Raw genomic sequence first — 21,580 nt, forward strand, 5'->3', positions numbered from 1 at the left:
GTTTATCTTGGCTCATTTCCCGCTTCATACTACTAACTCCGAACCTCGGCGACCACGCCGGGACACCGCTTGCGCGAGAAACTCAGCGAACTGGGCGACGGGCATCGAGCCCAGGTCAGCACCTTCACGAGTACGCACAGCGACAGTCTGCATCTCGACTTCCTTATCTCCGATAACCAAAAGATAGGGAACCTTGAGCAAAGTATGCTCGCGGATTTTAAAGCCGATCTTTTCATTTCTCAAGTCGGACTTGGCACGAAATCCGCTTTCGTTGAGAGTTTTTTCAACCTGAGCGACGAAATCTGCCTGTTTATCAGTGATATTCATGATCACTGCCTGGGTTGGCGCGAGCCACGCAGGGAATGCACCTTCGTAATGCTCGATCAAAATCCCGACGAAACGCTCGAACGAACCGAGGATCGCCCGGTGCAGCATCACTGGGTGCTTGCGGCTGTTGTCTTCGGAGACGTATTCGGCGCCGAGACGGACTGGCAGGTTGAAATCGAGCTGTAAGGTACCACACTGCCAGACGCGACCGAGGCAATCTTTCAGCGAGAACTCGATCTTCGGACCGTAGAACGCACCCTCGCCCGGCTGCAGATCGTACGGCAGGCCGGCAGAATCAAGGGCTGCAGCCAGTGCCGCTTCGGCGCGATCCCACAGCTCGTCGGAACCTACACGTTTTTCCGGACGAGTGGACAGTTTCATCTCGACGTCGGTGAAGCCGAAGTCGCGGTAAACGTCCATGGTCAGCTTGATGAACGCAGCGGATTCGGCCTGCATCTGCTCTTCGGTGCAGAAAATGTGGGCGTCGTCCTGAGTGAATGCACGCACGCGCATGATCCCGTGCAACGCACCCGACGGCTCGTTACGGTGGCAGGCACCGAACTCGGCCAGACGCATCGGCAGCTCGCGGTAGCTCTTCAGGCCCTGGTTGAACACCTGCACGTGGCACGGGCAGTTCATCGGCTTGATGGCGTAGTCGCGGCTTTCCGACTCGGTGGTGAACATGTTGTCGGCGTAGTTGGCCCAGTGCCCGGATTTCTCCCAGAGGCTTCGGTCAACCACTTGCGGGGTCTTGATCTCGAGGTAGCCGTTGTCACGCTGCACCTTGCGCATGTACTGCTCGAGCACTTGATACAGGGTCCAGCCGTTCGGGTGCCAGAACACCATGCCCGGCGCTTCTTCCTGGGTGTGGAACAGGCCCAGGCGCTTGCCGATCTTGCGGTGATCGCGTTTTTCCGCTTCTTCGATGCGCTGGATGTAGGCCGCCAGCTGCTTCTTGTCAGCCCAGGCAGTACCGTAAACGCGCTGCAGTTGCTCGTTCTTGGCATCACCGCGCCAGTAAGCACCGGACAACTTGGTCAGCTTGAAGGATTTCAGGAAGCGGGTGTTCGGCACGTGCGGACCACGGCACATGTCGACGTATTCTTCGTGGTAGTACAGGCCCATGGCCTGCTCGTTCGGCATGTCTTCGACCAGACGCAGCTTGTAGTCTTCGCCGCGGGCCTTGAACACTTCGATCACTTCGGCGCGCGGAGTGACTTTCTTGATGACGTCGTAATCCTTGTCGATCAGCTGGTGCATGCGCTGTTCGATGGCCGCCATGTCGTCCGGCGTGAAAGGACGTTCGAAGGCGATGTCGTAATAGAAGCCTTCGTCGATGACCGGCCCGATGACCATTTTCGCAGTCGGGTACAGCTGCTTGACCGCATGGCCAACCAGGTGCGCGCAAGAGTGGCGAATGATCTCCAGCCCCTCTTCATCCTTTGGCGTGATGATTTGCAGCGTCGCGTCGCTGTCGATGATGTCGCAGGCGTCGACCAGCTTGCCGTTGACCTTGCCGGCCACGGTGGCCTTGGCCAGGCCTGCACCAATGGATGCGGCGACCTCGGCTACGGAAACCGGGTGATCGAATGAACGTTGACTGCCGTCGGGAAGAGTAATAGTTGGCATGGCGCCTCCTCTCCTAGTGGTGACCCCTACCAAAGGTCACGTGGGTTGGGATGAGCCAGTACAAGATCCGATCCAGGCCATTCAATGACGAACGCCTGCCTTACAGCGGCAGGAGCCTTGCGGCCAACCGGAAAACCGAACCAGAGTGACTGGGATTCAAATCGGAATTTTTCGCACGCTGACCGCTGCCGGGGCTGAAGGCCATCCGGAGCCTGAGAACGCTTGAGCCCGGCATGCTAGCACAGATGAGCGGTCATCGACTCGAACGATTTGCGGCGCTGAAGATTTGTGCATTTTTGCGGCGCGAAGTGAACTTGGGATATACGCTTTGCCTCAAATAAGCTGAGAATCGTCGCCGATATCAACCCAAGGAGTTTCCGACATGCGCCTTATCCGACTTTTTGCTTTCGCGGCCCCGCTGGCCCTGCTGCTGCCGCTGAGCGCCAACGCGGCCTGGCCTGCCGGCGTCAAAGCCCAATACATGAACGACTGCACCGCCGCTGCCAGCAAGAGCGTCAATCCGGCCGAAGCCAATAAACACTGTGCTTGCGGTGCCGACGTTCTGGAAAAGAAATTCACCACGCAAGAGATCGCGCAACTGATGGACAAGAACACCCCGCCAAGTGGTGAACTGGGTCAGCGCGCACTGAAAGAAATCTCGGTTTGCCGAGTGCAGAAATAAGCGCTGACGAATGTTTTTTCCGGCGTCCAGCAGGCTGAAAACCGCCAAAAAGACCCCGAAATCGATAATTTACGCAGGTTTTATAGCTTTTTTTACACCCTCTTCTTTCGGCTGAAAGCCACTGAAACCGGGGCTTGCAGACATTTCAGAGGTTGAAATCGATGCAATATGAAAGCAAACAGCACGTCCGGGGGGCTACCAAAGCGAACATTTCGACTATGATACTCCGGTGTGCCCAGTTGGCCTGAGCAGCACAGTACTACTGAAAATATATGTTTCTTGGAGATACACCATGTCTAATCGCCAAACCGGCACCGTTAAATGGTTCAACGATGAAAAAGGCTTCGGCTTCATCACTCCTCAAGGTGGCGGTGACGACCTGTTCGTACACTTCAAAGCTATCGAATCCGACGGTTTCAAAAGCCTGAAAGAAGGCCAGACCGTCTCCTTCGTGGCTGAGAAAGGCCAAAAGGGTATGCAAGCTGCACAAGTTCGCCCAGAGTAATTTCCCGGCGCACTAAAAAAACCCCGTCCATGTGACGGGGTTTTTTATGCCTGCAACAAAAGCGCTGTGTGATCAGCCGCAGTTGACGCGGGTGACCACCAGATTGTTGTCGGTGTTCAGATTCAAGCGATCGGAACGGTACTCCAGAGTGATCATGTCGGTAGGCTTGAGGAAGCGGGCGTTTTGCGCGCCAGCCTTGGCACGAGCCTGATCGAGCAGTTCCGGCGACGCCTTTTTACCAATGGCAAATTCCGCTGCCTTTGCTTCACAGCGGCTATGTCCGGCATCGGTCGCCACAGGATCCTTTGCCGACTCGCTGGAGGTTGTGCTGCAACCGGCCAACATGGCAACGGCCATAAGTGCACCCAGAGACGCGAACTTCAAAGGCATGAAGCCTCCTTCTTTCAAATGGTTAAGCTGAGATCGTGCGACCGCCAATTCGGCGTTTGGTTTCACAACCAGTGCTGTCACCCTGCCCCACGATCCGGAAAAGCGCTGAGTCTGCCTGAAGCGCGCGCACCGCATCCTCACGCAATCGTCACCGAATATTAACGAAGCTCAATAGACGTCGATGTAATCGAGCGGCGGACTCGGCCAGTTGTCTTTCAGCGCGTTGAAAATCTGCATCACCCAGACTTCATCACTGGCCGCGACATTGCCGACATACCCCGAGCCCTTGGCCCAGGTCTCCAGGCGAAACAGCAGGCCATCAATATCCTGCCCGCCGGTCACACCGGAAGAAATATAGGCAATCCCACCCTTGGTCACACGCAGCTGCGTGTGCACATCATCGCTGGCCGACGCCAGCAACTGGCGCACAGCGTCGAGTGTGAGGCCGTCGGGGGTGTTCAAATCGATCTGCACAGCACATTCCTTGGATCAGCCAGAAAAGACCAAGTGTCGCATAGCGACGCGCTCATGCCTAAGTCGCAGTGCCAAACGCCCGACAAAGTGGTTAACTCGGACGCAGACATTCCCGACTTTTCGAGCGCACTCATGAGCACCGTAAGCATCAACGCCGATATCAAGGTTCTTTGGCCTAAAGGGCACAGTTCGTATAGCCCGGGCAGTCCGGAAGAGTTGGCTTTGATCAGTATCGACTTGCTGGTCAAGACGATGGGAACCCAGGGCGCACAAACGTTTATCGCCCAAGTGTTCGAGCGGTACCAGCATGACGACGAGAGCACGCAGGACACCGAGAGAAAATAAAAACCCGCAGGCTGGCACCTGCGGGTCACAGCCTTACTTCAAGCGCTTCAGACGCTCGGTCAGCAGATCGAAGAAGCCTTGAGCATCCCCATTTTCCACCCAGAAGGCGTTCTTCGGCGCCTTCAGACCGTCATACCAGTCAACGATGGTCTGGCCAAAAGTCGGACCTTCGCGACTATCCACTACAACGTTGACCGAACGACCGGTGAACAGCTCAGGCTTGAGCAGGTAAGCGATGACGGTAGCGTCATGCACCGGGCCGCCCGGGATGCCGTAATGCTCCATGTCGCCCTTGATGTACTCGTTGAGAATGTCGCCAACGATCTTGCTCGCGTTGTTGTTCAGCGCGGCAATTTGCTTCAGGCGTGCGTCGCTGGTGAGGATCTTGTGAGTCACGTCCAGTGGCAGGTAGGTCAGTTTCACGCCACTCTTGAGCACCACTTCTGCCGCTTGCGGGTCGGCAAACAGGTTGAACTCGGCCACCGGGGTGATGTTGCCGCCATTGAAGTGCGCACCACCCATGACCACCACTTCCTTGATGCCGTTAACGATCTCCGGCTCCTGGATCAGCGCCAGCGCCAGGTTGGTCTGTGGGCCAAGCATGGCGATGGTGATGCTGTGCGGCTTGGCTTTTTTCAGGGTGTCGATCAGGTAGTTGACTGCATTGCCTTCGGCCAGGCCCTTTTTCGGCTCATGCACGGTGACACCCGACAGGCCTTCCTTGCCATGGATGTTCTCGGCATAGATCGGCGTGCGCATCAGTGGCTTTGGTGCACCGGCATACACCGGAATATCTTCGCGCCCTGCCCACTCGCGAGCCAGACGCGCGTTGCGCGAAGTCTTGTCGAGGCGCACGTTGCCGGCCACGGTGGTCAAGGCACGGATGTTCAACTCATCGGGCGAAGCCAGCGCAAACAGCAACGCAACCACGTCGTCAGCACCAGGATCGGTGTCGATGATCAGGTCGATCTTTTCAGCGGCCTGAGCGCCGGTGGCGGAGATAAAAGACAAAAGCAGCAGACTCCGAAGCAATTGATGCAGTTTTTGAGCATAGCGGTGCATGGCGCATTCCTTGTGCTGATGAAAATGTAAGGGTCGAAAACCCGGTTAAAACGTGACGCCGGCTACCAGCACGATGTTGCAGTACGGCTGACATTCGCCGGTACGGACAATCGCCCGCGCCTGCCGGCTGAGAACCTTGAATTGCTCATGCGTCAGCAGATCGCGCCGACCGAGGGCACCCTCTTCTTGCAACTCGTCCAGCGCGACCAGGGCGGTCGGCTGCTTGTCGAGAATTTCGTTGGCCAGCACATGGCTTTCCACCTGCATCTCGCTGAGCACGACTTTCAGGGTACTGACGAAATCCGGAACGCCATGGGTCAGCGCCAGATCAATCAATTCAATACCTGGTGGCACCGGCAGTCCGGCATCACCGATGACCACCATGTCGCCATGGCCCAGGGAGGCGATCAGCCGCGACAACGCGACGTTGAGCAGAGGAGTCTTTTTCATGCGGGTTTGAACGCCTGTACGTCGGACATGGTTGGAATGGAAGGTTGTGCGCCGGCCCGGGTCACAGACAGCGCTGCAGCGACTTGCCCGTACCGGATCGCCTCGGCCTCGGATTTGCCACTGGCGAGCGCCGCAGCAAAACCGCCAACAAAGGTATCGCCGGCGGCGGTGGTATCGACGGCCTTCACTTTCGGCGCCGGGAAATGCTCGAAACCTTTGCCATTGGCAAACAGTGAACCTTGCGCACCGAGGGTAATGATGACCTTGCCCGCGCCCATTGCGATCAACTGGCTGGCAGCGTTTTCTGCGGTTTGCAGCGAATCGACCGGCAGTCCGCTCAACGCGGCCGCTTCACTTTCGTTGGGGATCAGGTAGTCGATGGCGGCAAACCAGTCTGCCGGCAGCGGACGACTGGCCGGCGCCGGATTGAGGATCACCGTCTTGCCCAGCGCACGTGCACGCTTGAGCGCATGCCCCACCGTTGCATCCGGGATTTCGAGCTGGCAGATAATCACGTCGGCCGCTTGCAGCACCGCATCAAAACGGTCGATCACTGCCGGGGTCATTGCACCGTTGGCGCCAGCAACGATCACGATGGCGTTCTGACTGTTGTCATCGACCACGATCAGCGCCACGCCACTGGAATCTTCGACCGTGCTCACCGCCTGACAATCGATCTGCTCAGCCAGCAACGCGTCACGCAATTGCACGCCGTAGTCATCGTTGCCAACACAGCCGACCATTGCCACCTGCGCACCGAGGCGCGCAGCAGCGACTGCCTGATTGGCACCCTTGCCGCCGGACACGGTGGCAAAGGAATGACCGATCAGCGTTTCACCGCCCTTGGGCAGCCGTGGCGCCCGGGTGACCAGATCCATGTTCAGGCTGCCTATTACCACTACATTTGCTGGCATACATCGCTACTCGTCAATTCGGTTTCAGCGGTACTCGGTGAATACGCCGGACAGCGGCGCAGTCGATTCGCGCAAGACAATACTCGGGGTGACGATCCGTTGATCGGTCACCTGGCCCGGGGTGGCAATCCTTCGCAGCAACACTTCGGCAGCCATCTCGCCCAACTGCAGGATCGATTGACCGACCGTTGTCAGCGCCGGGTACACATAACGGCTCATCTGGATATCGTCGAAGCCGATCACCGACAGCTCGCTCGGTACGCGGACATTGCGCTCGGCCGCCGCGCGCAGCACACCGATCCCGATCATGTCGTTACCGGCGAAGATCGCACTCGGCGGATTGCTTTCAAGCAGGATCGCCGCCGCGTTGTAACCGCCAGTGCTGGTGAAATCGCTTTCCAACATGCGCTCGGCCCGCACCTTGATGCCCGCCTCCTGCAGCGCCCGGCAAAAACCGGCCTGACGCATTTGCGCCACGCTGGTGCTCGACGGACCACCGATGGTGGCGATGTCACGATGGCCCAGCTCCAGCAGGTGCCGCGTCGCCAGATAAGCGCCATATTCATGGTCAATGCGCACCAGATCGGCGTCGACGCCATCCAGCCCGCGGTCGACGATGACCATTGGCGTCTTCACCCCGGCCAGCCCTTGCGCGAGCCCGATGTCGCCACCCGCAGAGGCGACGATCAGACCGTCAATGCGCTTCTCCAGCAGCACGCGCAAATAGCTGCGCTGTTTTTCCGGATTGTCGTCAGAGTTGCAGAGGATCACGCAGTAGCCGTTACGCTCGCAGTAATCCTCGATGCCCCGTGCCAACTCGGCAAAATACGGGTTGAGGCTGTTGGGCACCAATAAGCCAATGGTCGCAGTGGTCTTGGCTTTCAGCGAACGCGCCACCGCACTCGGCACGTAGTCGAGGCTTTTGATGGCAGCCTCGACCTTCAACCGCACTTCCTGACTGACCGGGCGCGTCTTGTTCACCACGTGAGAAACCGTGGTGTAGGAAATTCCTGCGAGCGCCGCCACATCCTTGATCGTTGCCATCTGTCAGCCCCGTCGACTGGCGCGTTGGCTGCGATAGGTATCAAGCACTACCGCGATGACAATCACCGCACCGGTGATAATGCGCTTGGTTGGCTCGGTCGCCCCGATCTGCGCCAGACCGGCGGCCAGTACCGAAATGATCAGCACACCAAAGAAGGTACTGATCACCGAACCACGGCCCCCCATCAGGCTGGTACCACCGATAACCACAGCGGCAATCACTTGCAGCTCCAGGCCGGAGCCAGCATTCGGATCCGCCGCTTCCAGACGGGAAATCTGGAACAGCGCGGCGATCCCCGCGAGTAGCCCCATCAGGCTGAACACCAGAATCTTGTACGGTTTTGGATTGATCCCGGCCAGACGCACTGCTTCTTCGTTAGTGCCGATACCGATCAGGTAACGACCAAACACGGTGCGGGTCAGCACCGCTTGCGCGATGAAGATCACCAGCAAGGCAATGATGAACGACGGCGAGATACCGAACGCGATCGGGTTCGACAGCCAGGCGAACGAATCACCAATGTACGCGGTGCGCGAACCGGTCATCTGGTACGCCAGGCCACGGGCCATTTCCAGCACACCGAGCGAAACGATGAACGACGGAATGCGCCACGCGACGGTGATCGAACCGGTCACCGTACCCGCAAGCGCCGCCACCGCCATACCGAGCAACGCGGCCGGCAACACACTCCAGCCCCAGCCGAGAATCGCCACGCTGACCGTCGAGGCGGCAAGCGCCAGCACCGACCCCACCGACAGGTCGATGCCGCCGATGATCAGTACAAAGGTCATGCCCACCGCCAGCACCATCAGATCGGGGATCTGGTTGGCCAGCGTGCTGAAAGTGTCATAAGACAGAAAGTGGCTGCTCATCAGCGAGAACAGCGCCACCATCGCCAACAAGGCCCCGGCCAGGCCCAGATAGGTGCCCAGACCGTAGAAATTGCCACTACGTTTGCCGGCGGAAGATGCAGTTTTCATGGGAGATCCCTAGGCGCCGCTTCATTGAGCAACGCATCACGTTTTTGGTAGCCGGCGAACGCGGCGGCAAGCAAATCATCCTGGGTCCAGCTGTCGCGCTCGAAGGTATCGATCAAACACCCGGCCGACAGCACACCGATCCGGTCGCAGATCAGCATCAGTTCGCGCAGGTCACTGGACACCACCACCAGCGCCTTGCCCTGACGCGTCAACTCGCCCAGCAAGGCGTAGATATCGAACTTGGCACCGACGTCGATGCCGCGGGTCGGTTCGTCGAACAACAGCACCGAGCAATCACGCTCCAGCCAGCGGCCGATCACCACTTTCTGCTGGTTGCCGCCGGACAATTCCGACACTAGTTGAGTGGGACTGGAACTGCGGATACGCATGGCGTCGATCTGACGCTGCGCCAGGGAAATTTCGTCGCCGCTGTTGACGATTCCTGCCTTGGAAATCTCCGGCATGTTACCCAGGGCAATGTTGGCGCTGATCGATTGACTGAGCAGCAAGCCTTCGCCCTTTCGGTCTTCAGTAATCAAGGCAATGCCATGGTTCACCGCATCAACCGGCGAACGTACACTGACCACCTGCGCCGGCGAACCCAGCGCAATCGTGCCGCTGTCAGCCGGATCAGCGCCGAAGATCAGTCGCAGCAATTCGGTGCGCCCTGCCCCAATCAGCCCGGAAATCCCGAAGATCTCGCCAGCACGCACTTCGAAGGAAACATCGCGCACCTTGTCGGAGCGGGTCAGGCCCTTGACCGTCAGTGCCGAGGCGCCGATCTTGCGTGGGCCCATGTCGATGTGTTCGCCCAGTTCACGACCGACCATCAAGGTGACCAGTTGCTCACTGTTGTAGTTGGCCATCGGCTCGACGCAAACCAGATTGCCGTCGCGCAGCACCGCAATGCGTTGCGCGACTCGCGCCAGTTCTTCGAGGCGGTGCGAGATATAGATGATCGAGACGCCACGCGCCTGCAGGCGGGTTATCTGCTCGAAGAGCATTTCCACCTCGCGGGCGGTGAGCATCGCAGTCGGCTCATCGAGGATCAGCACATGGCAATCGCCGATCAGGTTGCGTGCGATCTCGACCATCTGCTGGTGCCCGATCCCCAGCTCACCCACCAGGGTGTCCGGATCGATGGCATCGAGGCCGACCTGCGCCATGGCTTCGATCGCGGCTTTGCGCAATTGCTTGCGACTTATCCAGCCACCGTTGCTCGGCAGGTTGTCGAGAAACAGGTTTTCCGCCACTGACAGGGTCGGCAGCAGATTGAGTTCTTGCATGACCATGCGCACGCCAAGCTCTTCGGCCTGGGTGCGACTGCCCGGACGGTAGTCCTTGCCCTGGAATTGCATCTGACCGGTGGTGGGCGTAACCAGCCCCCCAATGATCTTCGACAGCGTGCTTTTACCGGCGCCATTCTCACCGGTCAGCGCCAGCACTTCACCGCGCATCAGCGTCAAGTCGATGCCTGTGAGCACCGGTTGCGCATAGGTCTTACCGATACCGCTGACCGAGAGGACAGCGTTCGGGGCGGAAACTGACATAAAAAAATTCTCCATGCGCTCGCCCGGACGGACGAGCGCCGTTGTGTCGCCGGAAGACTTACTTGGTGACCAGCTCGACTGGCGTTTCGATCACGCCATTGACGCCGCTGTCGACTTTTTCGCCCTTGAGGATTTTCAGCGCGGTCTCGATACCGAACACGGCTTGCTTGGCAGCGAACTGATCGGCCGTCGCCAGCACACGACCATCCTTGAGCATCGGCTTGATCGCATTGATGTTGTCGTAACCGACCACTTGTACCTTGCCCGCCTTGCCGGCAGCACGCACCGCGGAAACAGCGCCAACGGCCATGCTGTCGTTACCCGCCAGCAATGCTTTCACATCCGGGTATTCGCTGAGAATCGAAGCAGCAACCTTGTTGCCCTTGTCGATCTCCCAGTCACCGGATTGCAAAGAAACAACTTTGATCTGTGCCGCGTCCATCGCATCCTTGAAGCCTGCGGTGCGTTGCTGGGCGTTGGTGGTGGTGGACACGCCTTCGATGATGCCGACTTGGTCACCGGCCTTCAGTTGCTTGGCCAGGTATTCGCCGACCAGACGCGCACCTTTGCGATTGTCCGGACCTACGAAGGGCACGCTGATGTTTTTGCTTTTGACGATCTGCGGATCGAGCTGGTTGTCGATGTTGATCACGGTGATGCCGGCATCGACGGCTTTCTTGATCACCGGAACCATGGCTTTGGAGTCGGACGGGGCGATGACCAGCGCATTGACCTTGGCCAGAATCATCTGCTCGACGATACGGGTCTGGCCAGCGGTATCGGTCTCGTCTTTGATGCCGTTGGAGATCAGGTCGAAGTCGGCGGAGTGTTCTTTCTGATAGGCCTTGGCGCCGTCTTCCATGGTCAGGAAGAATTCGTTGGCCAGGGATTTCATGACCAGTGCGACTTTGGGTTTTTCCGGAGACTCGGCGAAGGCCGAAGAGACAGGTAGTGCGGCGGCTGCGGCAGCCAGCATAGCGACAGCAAGAAGACGTCCAGCGAATGGCAGCTTCATGGGTTCACTCCGATCTTATGATTATTGTGAGCAACGCTCGCGCTGGCGTAAGCTTCAGCGCCGTCTTCCGGATATTGATGCACCGGGGAAGCCGCGCAAACGTTTGCGTAGACCGAACTATGCGAATCCCGCCGCCATTTGTCAACAATCAGAAATCGTCGTTGAGTTGCGGGGCGAATCATCTGATTCGCCCCTTGCTGCTTACGCCGTAGTGCTGACCAGGTTGCCGCTGGTGGAATCCTTGGTCATTTCCTTGACCAGCGCCGCCGCCACTTGCATCAGCTCCCCGCTGGTTTGCGCGATCTGTCCCTGGACGGACATGACCGCCTGCGACTTGGCCTCCGGTGTCGGATAGCTCGCAGCCTGAGCCGCAGCCAGTTGCTGTTGCTGCTCCTGCAGTTGCTTCTGCAATTCCTGCATGCGCTTGAGCAACATTTTTACGGTGACGCTCAGATTATCGCCGCTGTCAGCGCTATCCGCCTGGCTGGCTTCTTGCGCGGGACCACCGGTTCGGACCTGATTGCTCGGTTCTTTTTCAACGCCAAGCGCCTTGTCGGACGCGTCCGCTTCCGCTTGGCTCATTGCATTGATTGTCGCTGCGGTTTTACCGCCGATGGTGACTGAGCCGGGATTGGAAAAACCGATCGTCAGTGACATGTGAACTCCCTAAATGAACGTTTCCTTCAACAGCCATCGGCTTGCTCACGGGTTTCTTTAGCAGAAAACCTGAAACCGACAAGCCGTTTCGTTCGACAGGAGGCGTAGTCCCTTTCGGTGAACCGAACGCGAAAGCTTCCTTTGTTCGGAAACCCGGCCATATCATTCGCCGCATCGATGGACAATTCATAAAATCTTGATGTAAATCATGAAGTTAAACATTTCTCTAAAGCAAAGTAGCGCTGGTACAGATCCTGCTCCCTAGCCTGCACCCCGGGCATTCAGATCGGCTCGGGGCGCATCTAGATGAACCTGCATCAGCACCGTCTCACTACTAGAGAGAAAAATAATGAAATCTGCTTTCAACACCTTGGTTCCGGGCGCTTTGGCCCTCCTCCTGCTCCTGCCTACCGCCCTTCAGGCAAAAGAAGTCGAAACCCAGACCAAACTCGCCAACGTCGTAGTGCTTGCCACGGGCGGCACTATTGCCGGTGCCGGCGCCAATGCAGCCAACAGCGCCACCTATCAAGCGGCCAAAGTCGGGATTGAACAGCTGATCGCCGGCATCCCCGAACTGAGCAAACTGGCGAACGTGCGTGGCGAACAAGTCATGCAGATCGCTTCGGAAAGCATCACCAACGACAACCTGCTGCAACTGGGTCGGCGCGTATCCGAACTGGCCGACAGCAAGGACGTCGATGGCATCGTCATCACCCACGGTACCGACACCCTGGAAGAAACCGCGTACTTCCTGAACCTGGTGGAAAAAACCGACAAGCCGATCATCGTGGTCGGCTCGATGCGTCCGGGCACCGCCATGTCGGCGGACGGCATGCTCAACCTGTACAACGCCGTCGCCGTCGCCAGCAGCAAAGAAGCGCACGGCAAAGGCGTGCTGGTAACCATGAACGACGAGATCCAGTCCGGTCGCGACGTCAGCAAAATGATCAACATCAAGACCGAGGCGTTCAAAAGCCCTTGGGGTCCGCTGGGCATGGTGGTTGAAGGCAAATCCTACTGGTTCCGCTTGCCGGCCAAGCGTCACACCATGGATTCGGAATTCGACATCAAGAACATCAAGAGCCTGCCTGACGTAGAAATCGCCTACTCCTACGGCAACGTCGATGACACCGCTTACAAGGCCCTGGCCCAGGCCGGCGCCAAAGCCATCATCCACGCCGGTACCGGTAACGGTTCGGTGTCTTCGCGCGTAGTGCCATCCCTGCAAGCCCTGCGTAAAGACGGCGTGCAGATCATCCGTTCGTCCCACGTCAACGCCGGCGGTTTCGTCCTGCGTAACGCCGAGCAGCCTGACGACAAGTACGACTGGGTGGTCGCTCACGACCTGAATCCGCAGAAGGCCCGCATCCTGGCCATGGTCGCTCTGACCAAAACCAACGACAGCAAAGAGCTGCAACGGATGTTCTGGGAATATTGATTGACCTCCGCCTGAGCCTTTCCGGTTCGGGCAACCTGCCCACCACTCGCCCGCGCGGCGGGTGGTGCTGCCACCTACGCTACGCGCGACTTTTTCGCACAAAATAATCGACCTGACTTACACCAAAATCGGAAAAGCGCTGTCAGAGGATTTTCTTGAATTTTAAGCAGTTGCGAAAATGCTTACAGTTAAATACTGTATGCACGTACAGCTTAATAAGGATAACCTCGTGGCCACCTCTCCTGATGCTCCTGACGCTTACGAACGCATGGGCATGCGCGTTCAGAAAATCATCAATTCCCCTACCGCACAAAAAGCCAAAGCCGCCTTGATCTTCCGTCTGCCGGACGAGCCTGTGGATGCATGGGAGCAACTGCTCGAGGAAATCGACGAGAACGACAACGTCACCCTCGCCTATCGCGACGATGGCGGCGTGCAGATTTTTTGGGTTGTGCCGAAGGAAGATTGATTCAATGAGTGTCCGCTGTTTTGCTTTGCTGTTGTTGTTCATCGCCTGTGGCGCCCAGGCGGGCGCGCCCCGTACTTTTACCGAGGCCAAGAAAGTCGCCTGGAAACTCTATGCACCGCAGTCCACCGAGTTTTACTGCGGGTGCAAGTACACCGGCAACAAGGTGGACTTGAAGGCATGCGGTTACGTGCCGCGCAAAAATGCCAAGCGCGCCTCGCGCATCGAATGGGAGCACATCGTCCCGGCGTGGGAGTTCGGTCACCAGCGTCAATGCTGGCAATCGGGCGGGCGCAAGAACTGCACCCGCTATGACCCGAGCTATCAGAAAGCCGAAGCCGACCTGCACAACCTGGTGCCAAGCATTGGTGAGGTCAACGGTGATCGCAGCAACTTCAGTTATGGCTGGCTGCCGGTGCAATCCGGGCAGTACGGCTCGTGCCTGACCCAGGTCGACTTCAAAGCCAAGAAGGTCATGCCGCGCCCGTCGATTCGCGGCATGATCGCGCGCACCTATTTCTACATGAGCAAGCAGTACGGCTTGCGCCTGTCAAAACAGGATCGGCAGTTGTACGAAGCGTGGGACAAGACTTACCCGGTGCAGGACTGGGAACGTCAACGCAATCAGAGCGTGGCGTGCGTGATGGGACGCGGCAATGAATTTGTCGGCCCGGTAAACCTGAAAGCCTGCGGCTGATTCTTCAGCCCAAAAGAAAAGGCCTCGAACGTGATGTTCGAGGCCTTTTTTATTTTTAGCTGCCAGCCTTGTTGTAGCGCCAATAGCCCATCAGATTGAGTGACTCGCGGGGGATACCGCACTCCTTGATCAGGTATTTGCGCAGACGCATGACTGCCGCGCTTTCTCCGGCAATCCAGGCATAAAATCCTTCAGGGGCCGTATTGGCGATCTCCCAGAGGATGTCTTTGTCGATATCGACCTCGGCGAGTTCGGCAGCTTGCCCGACCGAGGAATCCTCTGCCGGCAGGAACGCCTGTTGCACCGCCTCTACCATCAGCGCTCCAGCCACTACTTCTGGCGCCTGATCGCGAACCAGCCACTGCACCGACAGCCCCGGCCAATCCGGCACCGAGAGCATGTCTGGGGCGCTGTCCACTTCAAAGTACGCCCGAGTCTGAGGCGGTTCAGCCATGGCCGCCAACTCCTCAAGAATGCCCATGGCGGCCGGTAATGCCGTGGCATCCGCCACCAGCAAAACCTCCTTGAGCAGCTGCGGCGGTTTCCATTCGAACCCTCCGGCGTCCTGCGCGGAAAAATTACTGTCGGGAGCGAGAATCTGCATCGACGCTCCCGGCTGAGCACGCAGCGCCCAGCGCGACGCGGGACCGGTCTCGCCATGCAGGACAAAATCGATGTCGACCTCGCCCTGATCAGCGCGCAAATGACGAATGGTGTAGGTGCGCATTGCTGGCCGCCGGCTCGCCAGCATCGAACGAAAACGCGCGTACCAGCCCTCCTCCTGCGCAAGACTTGCAGGCGATCCATCTTCAGCAGGAAAGAACAGTTTGACCCGCTGATCCGGCGCCCAGGTGGCCATGCCACCTATCGAAGGGTCGGCGAGCGTGATCCGCATCATGTGCGGACTCAACAGCGTCTTGCGGTGCAGAACCGCATTGAAGAGTTTGTAGGGAGCGGCGGAGGCCATGCGGAGCTCCTTCGAGAAATCGTGATTGACTCGTATAAGACGAGTCACCGGCGATATCCTTTAGGTCGCTCCGCTGAAAGTGCTGCTTACGGCGCGAGCGGATGCTCGACGATCACCGACTCGACGTTCTGCTTCTTGGCCTTCACCAATGCCGCATCCACCTCTACCTTGCGCGCTTGCGCCTCGGCCTGGGAGTTGAACGGGCCAATCAGGATCCGCGTCTTGCCGCTGCTGTCCTTGATCACGGTCGGCACGAACGCATGTTCGATCAACCAGCCACTCAGGTCACTGACAGCCTGAGGTGTTTCACCCCGTACTTCGAGGTCCCACTGCGGGGCGGACGCTACCGCAGGTGCGGCCGCGACTGCCGTCTTCGGCTTCTGCACGTCTACACTTTTGCCTTCACCACATCCCGCCAATGCCAGTGCCGCGACCATCCAGACCAGTTTGCGCACAACGCTTTCCTCGAAAATCACAAAGCGGCGATCTTAACATTCATAAATACTTGGCGAGGCCCGCAAAATGGGCACAAAACAACGAGATTGATGATTGCAGCCTCTGTATAGTTACGCCCTGGGAATTAATGCCGCATCTGCGCGTCAGAAAGAGGCACCCAAACCGTGAGACTTCGCACTAATCTATACGTACCACCGACCTCTGCACTGTCTGAATCAGGTGCCCTACAAAGCAATCAAGGAGAAGACCATGCTGATACTCACCCGCAAAGTCGGTGAAAGCATAAATATTGGTGATGACATTACGATCACCATCCTCGGCGTAAGCGGTCAGCAAGTCCGTATCGGCATCAACGCCCCGAAAAACGTCGCCGTGCACCGTGAAGAGATCTATCAGCGCATTCAGGCCGGCCTGACCGCCCCGGACAAGCCACAAACGCCCTGAGCCACCCCGCCGTCAGTAGCCAGTCCGTTTGCCTTCGCGCAAGACTGGCTAAAGATTCACGCGCCGTACTGCCATCCGCTCCCCAGTCCGCTGGGCACGGCGCCTGACACATCCCCCTCTCCGCTTCATTCGCTCCCGCCCCCCCTCTCCTGCAGCGCGATACTACCTGCGACTGCCAAGCCTGGCTGTCAGACATTTCCGAGAGAACACAGAGAATTGCTCCCTGCTAGCCGAACGTCACGCCGCGCGCCATGCCGGTGGCTGCAATTACCATCAATACCAACAGCAGCGCCTCGACGTGACTGATCCGTGCATACAGCTTTGCACGCCCGATATCGAACGCCTTGCCCCGCGCTAACGCTATCCGCCATTTGACCAGTGTGATCATCGGCGCCAGCTCTGCCAGCAGAATCAGCACGAACAACGTCATCTTCAAATGGAACAGCGGCTGATGCAGATAGTAGTCAGTACCCTTTTCAAATCCGCCAAAAGCACGCATACCGCCAGTGACCAGCAGAGTCAGCGCGGCAATCCCCCACAGATTATCCGCAAGCAGCACTCGCTTCGCCTCACCGACGCCAGCGGCCAGACGACTGAACGCCGTGCCGCGGGTCAACACAGCCCAGAAGCCCAAGGCAAAAGCCAAGAGATGAATAGCGGCAAGCAACCAATGAACCAGCATTGACGAACTCCTTGAGAAAGCCCTGGAAAACGCCAGTCAGTAGTAGTCGAAAAAAACCGGTTTCGCCCGCACACAACTGTGGGACTGGAAAGCTTCGCGCAGGAAGCAAGGAGACAGAGCGGAGAATCCGCCAAATCGCAGGCAAAAAAAATCCCAAGCAGCTGATGGAAGCTTGGGATTTAAAAATGCATAAACCGTGGTGGTGAACGCGGGGCAGATGTTACTGAAGTTCACGATCAGCAACAACATTTTTTTGATAACCGGTCGGTTAAAAATGCCGGTAACCCGTTCAATATCCACACTTTTTCGACGGATCCAAAAATAAACAGAAAGCCATATCAGCAGATCGTGTTATTTCGAAACACGCTAAGCACCCAAGGTAACGAACGATCTGAAGATACCGAGGCAAGCGCCTGAACCACGGCTCCGGCAAATCGCAGACAACAAAAAAGGGCCCACCTTTCGGTGAGCCCTTCTAGACCGCCCAGCAGAGCGGATTTTGTTTGGTAGGCGCGATTGGACTCGAACCAACGACCCCCACCATGTCAAGGTGGTGCTCTAACCAACTGAGCTACGTGCCTGCTGTGAGGCGGCATTCTACGGAATTCCGGAGGGGTGTCAACACCTTTTTTTCACCTAACCCTATGAATATGCAAAATATTTAATTTCTGCCCGGTGAAGAAGATTTTTCCGGTGGCTGGCGGAGGTTTTTCAACTCGGGTAGCATCGGCGCACTCGTAAAATATATTAAACAGAGGCTGCAGGATGGCGAACACCCCTTACCCAGAGTCTTATTACACTGCGTCGGCCAACGCCGTACCGCCACGTCCGGCCTTGCAGGATGATGTGGAGACGGATGTCTGTGTGATCGGCGCCGGGTACACCGGGCTGTCCTCGGCGTTGTTTCTGCTGGAGAACGGTTTTCGGGTGACGGTGCTGGAAGCAGCCAAGGTCGGCTTCGGTGCGTCGGGGCGTAATGGCGGGCAGATCGTCAACAGCTACAGTCGCGACATCGACGTCATTGAGCGCACCGTCGGCCCCAAGCAGGCGCAACTGCTCGGGCAGATGGCCTTCGAAGGCGGCCGGATCATTCGCGAGCGCGTGGCCAAGTACAACATCCAGTGCGATCTGAAGGACGGCGGCGTGTTCGCCGCCCTCTCCGCCAAGCAGATGGGGCACCTGGAATCGCAGAAGCGCCTGTGGGAGCGCTTCGGCCATACGCAACTGGAACTGCTCGACCAGCGCCGCATTCGCGAAGTGGTCGCCTGCGATCAGTACGTCGGCGGTATGCTCGACATGAGCGGCGGCCACATCCATCCGCTGAACCTGGCGCTCGGCGAAGCCGCTGCAGTCGAGTCCCTCGGCGGCACGATCTATGAGCAATCACCAGCCGTGCGCATCGAGCGCGGTGCCAACCCAGTGGTGCACACACCGCAAGGCAAGGTCAGAGCCAGATTCATCATTGTCGCTGGCAACGCCTACCTCGGTAATCTGGTGCCGGAACTGGCGGCCAAATCGATGCCGTGCGGCACCCAGGTGATCACCACCGAACCGCTGGGCGATGAGCTGGCGAAAACTCTGTTGCCGCAGGATTACTGCGTCGAAGACTGCAACTACCTGCTCGACTACTACCGACTGACCGGCGACAAGCGCCTGATCTTCGGTGGTGGTGTGGTTTACGGGGCGCGAGATCCGGCGAACATCGAAGCGATCATCCGCCCGAAAATGCTCAAGGCGTTCCCGCAATTGAAAGACGTGAAGATCGACTACGCGTGGACGGGTAACTTCCTGCTGACCCTGTCGCGCCTGCCGCAGGTTGGGCGTCTGGGCGACAACATCTATTACTCGCAGGGCTGCAGTGGCCACGGCGTGACCTACACGCATCTGGCCGGCAAGGTGCTGGCTGAAGCATTGCGCGGTCAGGCTGAGCGTTTTGATGCGTTTGCCGATCTGCCGCATTACCCGTTCCCGGGCGGGCAGATATTGCGTACGCCGTTTGCGGCATTGGGTGCGTGGTATTACGGGTTGCGTGACAAGCTGGGCTTCTGATCAGTTTTCTTGACTGACAAACAACTGTGGCGAGGGAGCTTGCTCCGGCCGGGTCGCGCAGCGGACCCTCTTTTATCGAAAAAGAAGGCCTGCTGCGCAGTCCAGCAGGAGCAAGCTCCCTCGCCACAAATATTTGCAAAATTCAGATCAGAGCTGTTCTCGGCTAATCCCGCTTCGAATCCGCAAGATATCCGCCAGCACCGCCAAGGCGATTTCCGCCGGCGTCTTGCTGCCCAGGTTCAGGCCGATCGGCGCATGAATCCGCGCCAGTTCAACCTCTCCCAGCCCGCCGATCCTGCGCAGGCGCTCGAAGCGTTTCTGCGAGGTCTGCTGCGAACCCATGACGCCAATGTAAAACGCCTCGGTGTGCACCGCTTCCATCATCGCCAGATCGTCAATACGCGGATCGTGAGTCAACGCGACCACCGCGGTATCGCGATGACAACCGCCATCGGCGATGAACACCGAAGGCAGTTGCCGACGAATCTCCACGCCATTCAGCACCACGCCTTCGAGCACTTCGTCGCGCGGATCGCAAAGAATCACTTCGAAACCGAGACCCACCGCGAACTCGGCACAGGCCTGCGCCACGCTGGAGTATCCCGCTAGCAACAGACGCTGAGCGGCACCGACGCGAATCCGCACCCGATCGATCTCGCGCTCGATGCGCGCACCCTGCTCACGATCAGTGAACAGACTGCGCGCACCGCTGGCCAGATCGACCTCGCGAATCAAACGGCGCTGGCCGAGCAATGCCGATTCGAGTTCACGCAGATGCGCCTGCACCTCGCAGTCGGCGTCAAATTTCTCTACCAGTACGTCGAGAATGCCGCCACAGGGCAGGCTGACCCGCGAGCGCGGATCATCACCTTCGCCGTAACGCACGACGTTGACCGCATCGAGAAACGCACCTTCAGCGACGCGCTCGAGAAAGTCTTCCTCAACACAGCCACCGGACAGCGAGCCGATCCACTGGCCTCTATCGTTCACCGCCAGCAGCGAACCCGGTGCACGCGGCGCCGAGCCGTAAGTGGTCAGCACGGTGCAGAGCCAAATGCGCTGCCCCGCTACCGACCACTCCAGTGCCCGCCGCACAACCTGTAGATCGAGATGCTGCATGTCAGTGCGCCTTGTGCTCGACGGCCGGAGCGTCAGCCTGCAGTTTCTGCACGTCGCTCACCGCCAGTTCAGCCGATTGACCGCCCCAGCCTTGACGCAGGTAGTTCAGCAGATCAGTCAGTTGCTCAGGTTTGAGCTTGTCGGCGAAACCCGGCATCGGTTGCATGTGTTCGAATCCAGCGAATTTCTGCTCACCGATACCGTCCTCGATCACCCGCACCAGGTTGCGCGGATCTTCCAGGCGCAGCGTGGTATTGCCGCGCATGGCCACGGCGATGTGCGGCTTGCCTTCACCACCGGCGGCATGGCAACCGGCGCAGACGTTCAAATATTCCTGACGGCCGCGCTGGGCGCTCGGGCTGAGCTTGTCCAGCGACACTTCAGTCAGCTCTTTTGCCGCTGGCGGCTTGTCGCCAAGCAGGAACGTCGCCATCGCCGCCAGATCCTGATCGTTCAGGCCCTGAGTGCTGTTGTGGAACACCGGGAACATCTCGTTGAACATCGTGCCCTGGGCGCTCATGCCGTGCTTGAGGAACGTGCTCAGATCCTGCTGATTCCAGCCGCGCGCCGCCAGATCGGTGGCGAGCAGGCTCGGTGCCAGATAACCGTTGAGGATGCCGCCGGTCAGGCGCTTGTCCAATTGCATCGCGCCCGGCAGGCCGCGTGGCGTGTGGCATTCGCCGCAGTGACCGAGCACTTCGACCATGTACTGGCCGCGCTTCCAGGCTTCGCTTTTGCCTTCGCCAGACTCCAGCTTCAAGGCCTTGCCGTACAGCATGTTCCAGCCGATCAGGCCCGGACGCACGTTGAACGGAAAGCTCAGGCTGGTGACCGGCGCTGCGCGCTCGATCGGCTCGATGGTTTTCAGGTACGCGTGAATCGCATCCGAGTCTTCCCGCGGCACCAGGTGATACGAGGTGTACGGCATCGCCGGATACAGATTGGCGCCGTCGCGACGCTTGCCTTCGGTCAGTGCAGCGAAGAATTCGTCATCGCTGTACAAGCCGATGCCGTGCTCTTTGCTCGGGGTGATGTTGGTGCCGTAGATCGTGCCGAATGGCGAGACGATCGGCAGCCCGCCGGCAAACGGCGCGCCGCCCGGCGCGGTGTGGCACGCCATGCAGTCGGCGGCGCGGGCGAGATATTCGCCGCGCTTGACCTGATCATCAGCGTGGGCAAACAACACCGGCGCAGCCAGCCCGACCGCCAGGGTCAGGCGGGTCAGTAGATGCTTCAT

Annotated in this window: 25 protein-coding genes and 1 tRNA gene; 8 read left to right on the forward strand and 18 right to left on the reverse strand. The window is 58.6% G+C overall.

Going from position 1 to position 21,580, the window contains the following annotated elements:
- Window positions 1-24: 24 nt before the first annotated feature.
- Complete coding sequence (gene thrS / locus ACIP8I_RS12320; RefSeq protein WP_400761361.1) at window positions 25-1,956, reverse strand: threonine--tRNA ligase; 1,932 nt, start codon at window positions 1,954-1,956, stop codon at window positions 25-27.
- Window positions 1,957-2,338: 382 nt separating this feature from the next.
- On the opposite strand from thrS, the gene ACIP8I_RS12325 reads away from it, so the two are divergent.
- The gene (locus ACIP8I_RS12325; RefSeq protein ID WP_003226370.1) at window positions 2,339-2,638 is read left to right on the forward strand and encodes a hypothetical protein; all 300 of its coding nucleotides are present in this window, start codon (window positions 2,339-2,341) and stop codon (window positions 2,636-2,638) included.
- Between the two features lie 292 nt (window positions 2,639-2,930).
- Window positions 2,931-3,143, forward strand: coding sequence for a cold-shock protein (locus tag ACIP8I_RS12330; RefSeq protein ID WP_003179963.1), 213 nt, complete (start codon window positions 2,931-2,933; stop codon window positions 3,141-3,143).
- Window positions 3,144-3,215: 72 nt separating this feature from the next.
- On the opposite strand, the gene ACIP8I_RS12335 is transcribed toward ACIP8I_RS12330, so the two are convergent.
- Window positions 3,216-3,533 carry an I78 family peptidase inhibitor gene (locus ACIP8I_RS12335; RefSeq protein ID WP_007961248.1) on the reverse strand — a complete coding sequence of 106 codons (318 nt, stop codon included), beginning with the start codon at window positions 3,531-3,533 and terminating at the stop codon, window positions 3,216-3,218.
- Between the two features lie 168 nt (window positions 3,534-3,701).
- Window positions 3,702-4,007 carry a hypothetical protein gene (locus ACIP8I_RS12340; RefSeq protein WP_367085123.1) on the reverse strand — a complete coding sequence of 102 codons (306 nt, stop codon included), beginning with the start codon at window positions 4,005-4,007 and terminating at the stop codon, window positions 3,702-3,704.
- A 132-nt stretch (window positions 4,008-4,139) separates the two neighbouring features.
- Between ACIP8I_RS12340 and ACIP8I_RS12345 the strand changes: the two genes are divergently transcribed.
- On the forward strand, window positions 4,140-4,352 hold the full coding sequence (locus ACIP8I_RS12345; protein WP_007961246.1) for a hypothetical protein: 213 nt from the start codon (window positions 4,140-4,142) through the stop codon (window positions 4,350-4,352).
- Between the two features lie 33 nt (window positions 4,353-4,385).
- Here the strand turns inward: ACIP8I_RS12345 and ACIP8I_RS12350 are convergent, their stop codons facing one another.
- From ACIP8I_RS12350 to ACIP8I_RS12385, 8 genes are all read right to left on the reverse strand, one after another.
- Window positions 4,386-5,414: a nucleoside hydrolase gene (locus ACIP8I_RS12350; protein ID WP_400761366.1), complete on the reverse strand. Its 1,029-nt coding sequence runs from the start codon at window positions 5,412-5,414 to the stop codon at window positions 4,386-4,388.
- 45 nt (window positions 5,415-5,459) lie between these two features.
- Window positions 5,460-5,864 (reverse strand): D-ribose pyranase, encoded by a 405-nt coding sequence (gene rbsD, locus ACIP8I_RS12355; RefSeq protein ID WP_400761369.1) that lies wholly within the window; start codon window positions 5,862-5,864, stop codon window positions 5,460-5,462.
- Complete coding sequence (rbsK, locus tag ACIP8I_RS12360) at window positions 5,861-6,778, reverse strand: ribokinase (protein ID WP_400761372.1); 918 nt, start codon at window positions 6,776-6,778, stop codon at window positions 5,861-5,863. Before rbsK ends, rbsD begins: the two co-directional genes overlap by 4 nt.
- Window positions 6,779-6,802: 24 nt before the next feature.
- A complete protein-coding gene (locus tag ACIP8I_RS12365) occupies window positions 6,803-7,822 on the reverse strand; it encodes a LacI family DNA-binding transcriptional regulator (RefSeq protein WP_400761374.1) in 1,020 nt (339 codons plus the stop codon).
- Between the two features lie 3 nt (window positions 7,823-7,825).
- Window positions 7,826-8,803, reverse strand: coding sequence for an ABC transporter permease (locus ACIP8I_RS12370; RefSeq protein ID WP_367085128.1), 978 nt, complete (start codon window positions 8,801-8,803; stop codon window positions 7,826-7,828).
- The gene (locus ACIP8I_RS12375) at window positions 8,800-10,353 is read right to left on the reverse strand and encodes a sugar ABC transporter ATP-binding protein (RefSeq protein ID WP_400761378.1); all 1,554 of its coding nucleotides are present in this window, start codon (window positions 10,351-10,353) and stop codon (window positions 8,800-8,802) included. Before ACIP8I_RS12375 ends, ACIP8I_RS12370 begins: the two co-directional genes overlap by 4 nt.
- Window positions 10,354-10,411: 58 nt before the next feature.
- A complete protein-coding gene (locus ACIP8I_RS12380; RefSeq protein WP_007961235.1) occupies window positions 10,412-11,368 on the reverse strand; it encodes a sugar ABC transporter substrate-binding protein in 957 nt (318 codons plus the stop codon).
- A 201-nt stretch (window positions 11,369-11,569) separates the two neighbouring features.
- Window positions 11,570-12,025 carry a hypothetical protein gene (locus ACIP8I_RS12385; RefSeq protein WP_007961233.1) on the reverse strand — a complete coding sequence of 152 codons (456 nt, stop codon included), beginning with the start codon at window positions 12,023-12,025 and terminating at the stop codon, window positions 11,570-11,572.
- Window positions 12,026-12,374: 349 nt separating this feature from the next.
- Here ACIP8I_RS12385 and ACIP8I_RS12390 point away from each other — a divergent pair, with 349 nt between their 5' ends.
- The 3 genes from ACIP8I_RS12390 to ACIP8I_RS12400 all read left to right on the forward strand — a co-directional run bounded on the left by ACIP8I_RS12390 (window position 12,375) and on the right by ACIP8I_RS12400 (window position 14,626).
- Window positions 12,375-13,463: an asparaginase gene (locus ACIP8I_RS12390; protein ID WP_400761382.1), complete on the forward strand. Its 1,089-nt coding sequence runs from the start codon at window positions 12,375-12,377 to the stop codon at window positions 13,461-13,463.
- A gap of 178 nt (window positions 13,464-13,641) precedes the next feature.
- Entirely contained in the window at window positions 13,642-13,932 is a 291-nt protein-coding gene (locus ACIP8I_RS12395) for a DUF1654 domain-containing protein (RefSeq protein WP_003226395.1), read from the forward strand.
- A 4-nt stretch (window positions 13,933-13,936) separates the two neighbouring features.
- The gene (locus ACIP8I_RS12400) at window positions 13,937-14,626 is read left to right on the forward strand and encodes an endonuclease (protein WP_007961223.1); all 690 of its coding nucleotides are present in this window, start codon (window positions 13,937-13,939) and stop codon (window positions 14,624-14,626) included.
- A gap of 55 nt (window positions 14,627-14,681) precedes the next feature.
- Here the strand turns inward: ACIP8I_RS12400 and ACIP8I_RS12405 are convergent, their stop codons facing one another.
- Window positions 14,682-15,593: a siderophore-interacting protein gene (locus tag ACIP8I_RS12405; protein ID WP_400761385.1), complete on the reverse strand. Its 912-nt coding sequence runs from the start codon at window positions 15,591-15,593 to the stop codon at window positions 14,682-14,684.
- Between the two features lie 86 nt (window positions 15,594-15,679).
- The gene (locus tag ACIP8I_RS12410) at window positions 15,680-16,048 is read right to left on the reverse strand and encodes an SPOR domain-containing protein (RefSeq protein ID WP_400761388.1); all 369 of its coding nucleotides are present in this window, start codon (window positions 16,046-16,048) and stop codon (window positions 15,680-15,682) included.
- Between the two features lie 250 nt (window positions 16,049-16,298).
- On the opposite strand from ACIP8I_RS12410, the gene csrA reads away from it, so the two are divergent.
- The gene (csrA, locus tag ACIP8I_RS12415) at window positions 16,299-16,493 is read left to right on the forward strand and encodes a carbon storage regulator CsrA (RefSeq protein ID WP_003179932.1); all 195 of its coding nucleotides are present in this window, start codon (window positions 16,299-16,301) and stop codon (window positions 16,491-16,493) included.
- A gap of 226 nt (window positions 16,494-16,719) precedes the next feature.
- On the opposite strand, the gene ACIP8I_RS12420 is transcribed toward csrA, so the two are convergent.
- The 3 genes from ACIP8I_RS12420 to ACIP8I_RS12430 form a co-directional block, all read right to left on the reverse strand.
- On the reverse strand, window positions 16,720-17,175 hold the full coding sequence (locus ACIP8I_RS12420; RefSeq protein ID WP_400761390.1) for a DUF2214 family protein: 456 nt from the start codon (window positions 17,173-17,175) through the stop codon (window positions 16,720-16,722).
- A gap of 36 nt (window positions 17,176-17,211) precedes the next feature.
- Complete coding sequence (locus ACIP8I_RS12425; RefSeq protein WP_400761393.1) at window positions 17,212-17,475, reverse strand: hypothetical protein; 264 nt, start codon at window positions 17,473-17,475, stop codon at window positions 17,212-17,214.
- 204 nt (window positions 17,476-17,679) lie between these two features.
- Window positions 17,680-17,756, reverse strand: a tRNA-Val gene (locus ACIP8I_RS12430).
- Window positions 17,757-17,940: 184 nt separating this feature from the next.
- Between ACIP8I_RS12430 and ACIP8I_RS12435 the strand changes: the two genes are divergently transcribed.
- Entirely contained in the window at window positions 17,941-19,224 is a 1,284-nt protein-coding gene (locus tag ACIP8I_RS12435; RefSeq protein WP_400761395.1) for an NAD(P)/FAD-dependent oxidoreductase, read from the forward strand.
- Between the two features lie 147 nt (window positions 19,225-19,371).
- On the opposite strand, the gene ACIP8I_RS12440 is transcribed toward ACIP8I_RS12435, so the two are convergent.
- Both ACIP8I_RS12440 and ACIP8I_RS12445 read right to left on the reverse strand, forming a co-directional pair.
- Window positions 19,372-20,343 carry an XdhC family protein gene (locus tag ACIP8I_RS12440; protein WP_400761397.1) on the reverse strand — a complete coding sequence of 324 codons (972 nt, stop codon included), beginning with the start codon at window positions 20,341-20,343 and terminating at the stop codon, window positions 19,372-19,374.
- Window position 20,344: 1 nt separating this feature from the next.
- A complete protein-coding gene (locus tag ACIP8I_RS12445) occupies window positions 20,345-21,580 on the reverse strand; it encodes a c-type cytochrome (RefSeq protein ID WP_400761399.1) in 1,236 nt (411 codons plus the stop codon).

This window comes from Pseudomonas sp. NPDC088414 (assembly GCF_044753325.1).
Classification (GTDB): Bacteria; Pseudomonadota; Gammaproteobacteria; order Pseudomonadales; family Pseudomonadaceae; genus Aquipseudomonas.

Bases quoted from the DNA above. Each gene is read 5' to 3' on its own strand.
- ACIP8I_RS12440 (WP_400761397.1), bottom strand. From the start codon at position 20,343: ATGCAGCATCTCGATCTACAGGTTGTGCGGCGGGCACTGGAGTGGTCG.
- rbsK (WP_400761372.1), bottom strand. From the start codon at position 6,778: ATGCCAGCAAATGTAGTGGTAATAGGCAGCCTGAACATGGATCTGGTC.
- rbsD (WP_400761369.1), bottom strand. From the start codon at position 5,864: ATGAAAAAGACTCCTCTGCTCAACGTCGCGTTGTCGCGGCTGATCGCC.
- ACIP8I_RS12365 (WP_400761374.1), bottom strand. From the start codon at position 7,822: ATGGCAACGATCAAGGATGTGGCGGCGCTCGCAGGAATTTCCTACACC.
- ACIP8I_RS12380 (WP_007961235.1), bottom strand. From the start codon at position 11,368: ATGAAGCTGCCATTCGCTGGACGTCTTCTTGCTGTCGCTATGCTGGCT.
- ACIP8I_RS12435 (WP_400761395.1), top strand. From the start codon at position 17,941: ATGGCGAACACCCCTTACCCAGAGTCTTATTACACTGCGTCGGCCAAC.
- ACIP8I_RS12330 (WP_003179963.1), top strand. From the start codon at position 2,931: ATGTCTAATCGCCAAACCGGCACCGTTAAATGGTTCAACGATGAAAAA.
- ACIP8I_RS12335 (WP_007961248.1), bottom strand. From the start codon at position 3,533: ATGCCTTTGAAGTTCGCGTCTCTGGGTGCACTTATGGCCGTTGCCATG.
- ACIP8I_RS12400 (WP_007961223.1), top strand. From the start codon at position 13,937: ATGAGTGTCCGCTGTTTTGCTTTGCTGTTGTTGTTCATCGCCTGTGGC.
- ACIP8I_RS12420 (WP_400761390.1), bottom strand. From the start codon at position 17,175: ATGCTGGTTCATTGGTTGCTTGCCGCTATTCATCTCTTGGCTTTTGCC.
- ACIP8I_RS12345 (WP_007961246.1), top strand. From the start codon at position 4,140: ATGAGCACCGTAAGCATCAACGCCGATATCAAGGTTCTTTGGCCTAAA.
- ACIP8I_RS12405 (WP_400761385.1), bottom strand. From the start codon at position 15,593: ATGGCCTCCGCCGCTCCCTACAAACTCTTCAATGCGGTTCTGCACCGC.
- ACIP8I_RS12370 (WP_367085128.1), bottom strand. From the start codon at position 8,803: ATGAAAACTGCATCTTCCGCCGGCAAACGTAGTGGCAATTTCTACGGT.
- csrA (WP_003179932.1), top strand. From the start codon at position 16,299: ATGCTGATACTCACCCGCAAAGTCGGTGAAAGCATAAATATTGGTGAT.
- ACIP8I_RS12445 (WP_400761399.1), bottom strand. From the start codon at position 21,580: ATGAAGCATCTACTGACCCGCCTGACCCTGGCGGTCGGGCTGGCTGCG.
- ACIP8I_RS12325 (WP_003226370.1), top strand. From the start codon at position 2,339: ATGCGCCTTATCCGACTTTTTGCTTTCGCGGCCCCGCTGGCCCTGCTG.
- ACIP8I_RS12350 (WP_400761366.1), bottom strand. From the start codon at position 5,414: ATGCACCGCTATGCTCAAAAACTGCATCAATTGCTTCGGAGTCTGCTG.
- ACIP8I_RS12390 (WP_400761382.1), top strand. From the start codon at position 12,375: ATGAAATCTGCTTTCAACACCTTGGTTCCGGGCGCTTTGGCCCTCCTC.
- thrS (WP_400761361.1), bottom strand. From the start codon at position 1,956: ATGCCAACTATTACTCTTCCCGACGGCAGTCAACGTTCATTCGATCAC.
- ACIP8I_RS12385 (WP_007961233.1), bottom strand. From the start codon at position 12,025: ATGTCACTGACGATCGGTTTTTCCAATCCCGGCTCAGTCACCATCGGC.
- ACIP8I_RS12375 (WP_400761378.1), bottom strand. From the start codon at position 10,353: ATGTCAGTTTCCGCCCCGAACGCTGTCCTCTCGGTCAGCGGTATCGGT.
- ACIP8I_RS12395 (WP_003226395.1), top strand. From the start codon at position 13,642: ATGCTTACAGTTAAATACTGTATGCACGTACAGCTTAATAAGGATAAC.